The 3944-nt window shown below is 68.6% G+C and carries 1 protein-coding gene; it reads right to left on the bottom strand.

Annotation, left to right across the window (positions count from 1 at the left end):
* Positions 1-124 precede the first annotated feature (124 nt).
* The gene (locus JFB92_RS15590; RefSeq protein ID WP_199040706.1) at positions 125-3469 is read right to left on the bottom strand and encodes a S8 family serine peptidase; all 3345 of its coding nucleotides are present in this window, start codon (positions 3467-3469) and stop codon (positions 125-127) included.
* Positions 3470-3944: the final 475 nt, after the last annotated feature.

The following is a 3944-nucleotide window of genomic DNA, read 5'->3' as shown; positions in this document are numbered from 1 at the left end:
ACCCCGAGCCGACACGGACCCGACAACCGGACACGACCTGTACCGGTTCGGTCGCAATCGGACGGGATTCGGGGCGAGAAAGGCCCCCGCCGCATGCGGCGGGGGCCCGGTCTATTGACGGGTCTCAGCAGCCGAGCTCTTCGAGCTCGAAGTCCTGCTCATTGGTGGTGCCGGATTCGACCTCTATGAAGGCGAAGTCGGCCGCGTAGCCGTCCTTGGAGACGATGACGGTGTAAGCGCCCTCGTCGAACCAGAACTCGTAGGTGCCGTCCTCGTCCGACAACAGGTGCTCGGTGCCTCCGGCGTCCTCGCGGATCTGGACCTGCGCCTCATCGAGCGCGGCGGTCTCGCCGTCGCAGGTGACGGCCTCGATCGAGCCGAGGAGCTTGCCCTGCTCGGATCGGGGCACGACCACCATCGAGACATCGACGACCGGCGACTCGTTCGGGCTCTCGTAGTCGAGCGAGAGCGTCGCGGTGTAAGTGCCGGGCTGGTCGACGCCTCCGGACTCCTCATCGGCCGAGGTCGTGACCTCGACGGTGATCGTCTCCCCGGCCGGGACGGTGACGGTGCCCGATTCCACCGACAGCCACGAGGTGTCGGAGGGGTTCTCGTATCCGAGGATGGAGAACGAGCCTTCCCCGATGCCGAGGTCGACGACCCCGTCGGCGCTGCCGGAGTTGGTCAGCCGCAGCCGGTGGGTCCAGGAACTCCCTTGTTGCACATAGGAGTTCAGGGTCGTGGAGCTGGCGGTGATATCGGCGGTGCCGATGCCGAAGTCGGCCTCTGTCACGGCGTCGGGGACGACGTCGACCGTCTCCAGGGCGGCGCCGAAGTCGGACTTGACCGCGCTGAACTCGGAGTCGCCGGCGCCGCCGGCGAAGGTCCAGTACCGGCCGTCGGCGTCGGTGGTGCCCGAGTATCCGGTGGAGGTCTGGGTGACCACCGCGTCCTCGAGCGGATCGCCGGTGTCGAGGCCGGAGACCGTGCCGAGCACGAGCCCGCCTTCGAGCGGCGCGCACTCGGCGGCGGTGCCGACGAGCACGTTGTCGATCTGCCACCACCAGGCCCAGTCGGTGTTGTCGGTGTAGTGGAACTTCAGCTTCGCCTCGGTCGCGTCGGCCCATTCGGTCAGGTCGACAGTGAGGGTGGTGTCCCGGGCGTTCCCGTCGGAGGCCCATGCCTCCTCCCAGGTCTCACCGCCGTCGACGCTGACCGACACGTCGGCCTCGGAGTCGTAGCTGCCCTGGTAGTAGTCGGTGTCGAAGGTGAGCACCGGCTCGTCGGCGCTGGAGAGGTCGAACGTCGGCGAGATGAGATCGGTGTCCATCAGGACTCCGCCCGAACCCTGTGCGTCGGAGTCGGCGGTCGCGAACCCGCCCGAGCCGGGGGTGTGGTTGCCCTGGCCGTCGGGGTCGTCGAACCGCCAAGGCTGGTCGCCGCGGTTGACCACCGACCATCCGGGCGGGGCGGTCTCGGACTCGAAGCCGCTGCCCAGGGGGTCGAAGCCGTAGCCGGGGGCGACGCAGCCCTCGGCGATCGGCACCTCGACCACGTCGTCCATGGCGGAGACGACTTCGACGGTCACCGTCTCGTAGCCGGGGTAGTCCGGCTCGACGATCAGTTCCCAGGATCCCTCGGGCAGGGTCAGCTCGTACTCGCCGGTGACCGGGTCGGTCTGGGTGGATACCTCGCCTCCGGCGGTGGAGACGGTGGCGGCCAGCGGCCAGCCGTGCCCGGAGCCGTCGACGATCGTGCCGCTGACCTCCGAGGACGCCACGGTCTCCAAGACCGCGTCATAGGACGTGGTCAGATCGGCCACGACGCTGAGCTCGTCCTCGACGCTCCCGTAGCCGAACTTGGAGACGGTGACCGCGTAGTCCCCGGCCAGCGCGACCGGGACCTCGAAGGTCCCGTCCTCGCCGGTGGTGGCGGTGCGGTCGAGTTCGCCTTCGAAGACCAGTTCGGCATCCTCGACGGGGGCGCCTTCGGCGTCGGTGACGGTGCCGGCGATCGAGCCGGTCTCGCCGGCCGGGGAGCCCAGGACCGCTTCGAGCGCGTCGATGCGGCCGTGGCCCCAGACATTGTTGTGGTCCTCGGTGCCGCCGCACTGGTCGTCGGCGGTCGCTCTGGCGGTCCCAGTGACGATCTCGTAGACCGTGTCGTAGTCGCCGAGGAGAGCCGGGGCGGCCTCCATCAGCAGGGCGATCATGCCCACGACGTGAGGCGCGGCCATGGAGGTGCCGCTGTAGGCGCCGTATTCGCCTCCTGGGAGGGAGGAGCGGACGTTGACGCCGGGGGCGGCGATGTCGGGCTTGACCCCGCCGTCGCGGCCGGGACCGCGCGCCGAGAAGTCCGCGATGTCGCCGTCCACGTCATAGGCTCCGACCCCGATCACGTTGGGGTAGAGGCCGGGCGATCCCGCCGATTCGCAGGAGGAGCCGTTGTTGCCCAGGGAGGTGACGGGGATGATCCCGGCCGCGTGCCACAGGGCGACGATGTCCTCGTAGAACGGGTCGTCGACCGATTGGGTGGTGCCCCAGGAGTTGTTGACGACGTCGGGCGCCTTGGTCGGGTCGGGGTCGTTCCCTTCGGCGTCGGTCGGCGCGGCGATCCACTCGCCGGACTCGATCAGGGCGTCCAGGCCGGGGCAGCAGCCGTTGACGGCGATCCACTCGGCGCCGGGCGCGACGCCGATCTGGTTGTCCCCGCCGTCGTCGCCGATCATGGTGCCCATGGTGTGGGTGCCGTGACCGTCGACGTCGGTGTCGCACGGGTCTCCGTCGCAGGCGCCCTGGACGTCGAAGAAGTTGTAGTCGTGGGTGAAGGTGCCGTCGCCGTTGTTGCCGCGGTACTGGTCGACCAGCGCCGGGTGCTCGTAGTCGACGCCGGAGTCGATCGAGGCGATCGTGACGCCGGTGCCGTCGTAGCCGAGGTCCCACACGTCGGGGACGTGGATGTCGTCGAGGCCCCACTCGGTGGCGGCCGGTTCGAGGCCGAGGTCGACCGGTTCGATCCGCTCGTATTCGGGGGCCTGGACGACCTGGTCGACCTCGTCGATCTCGGCCACGGTCTCCAGCAGCTCGGTGCCGCCGGTGACCTTGACCGTTGAAGTGGCCCAGTAGGACTCGTACTCCACGCCGGCCTCGTCGAGGGCGGCGATCAGGTCGGCCTGGGAGGTCTCGGCGAATTCCCGTGCCGCGTCGACGGCGGCGGTTCCCTTGTCGGCCTTGGCGTCGGCGCTGAAGGCGGGGTTGAAGTCCGGGGAGCCCTGGAATCGTACCCAGAGTTCGGCTTCGCCTTCGGCGTCGATTTCGGAGAGCAGATCGGGGTCGACCTTCTGCTCGATCAGTGCTTGGACGTCCGCTTCCTCGGCCTGTGCCCAGGCCGCGCTGCCGGCGAAGGCCGAGGCCAACGCACCGGCGGTCGCTGCCGCGAGGACTTGACGCCATCGTTGTGAGTGGATCACGACGGCTCCTGTTCTGTTGGAGTGGCATCGGCGCCGGGGGTGCGACTCCGATGCCTTCGGGTGTGGCGGGGACGTGCGCTGTGTCACCGTCCCCGCGAGTCACCGTGCCAGTCCACAGGCGATTCCACAAGACCCCACTTTGTACGCATGCGGCACGGTACGGGACCGGCCGACGATCCGGACTTTTGTCGGAAACAGTTCGCTTCCGATGCCCGGCAAGGTGTTCATCGATATTTCAATGGCCCTGAACTCGGGTTGTTACCGTCCGTAATAGATAAAAGGGGCCCGATCCCCCGGCAACGGGCCGGTCCGCGCAACACACCCGAAACCCCCGAAGCCTTCAGAATTGTGACTAAGAACACAACAAAGAGCCGGGGCTCGGCGGCATCGCCGCCGAGCCCCGGCCGTGTCCGGGTCCGCGCCCTACCGGCGCGGATCAGAAGTCGAAGCCTCCACCGAAGTCTCCACCCATGTC

Source organism: Glycomyces salinus, from assembly GCF_016428645.1.
GTDB lineage: Bacteria > Actinomycetota > Actinomycetes > Mycobacteriales > Micromonosporaceae > Glycomyces > Glycomyces salinus.
The sequence above is the reverse complement of the archived record's forward strand: the minus strand, read 5'-3'. Positions and strand labels throughout refer to the sequence as shown.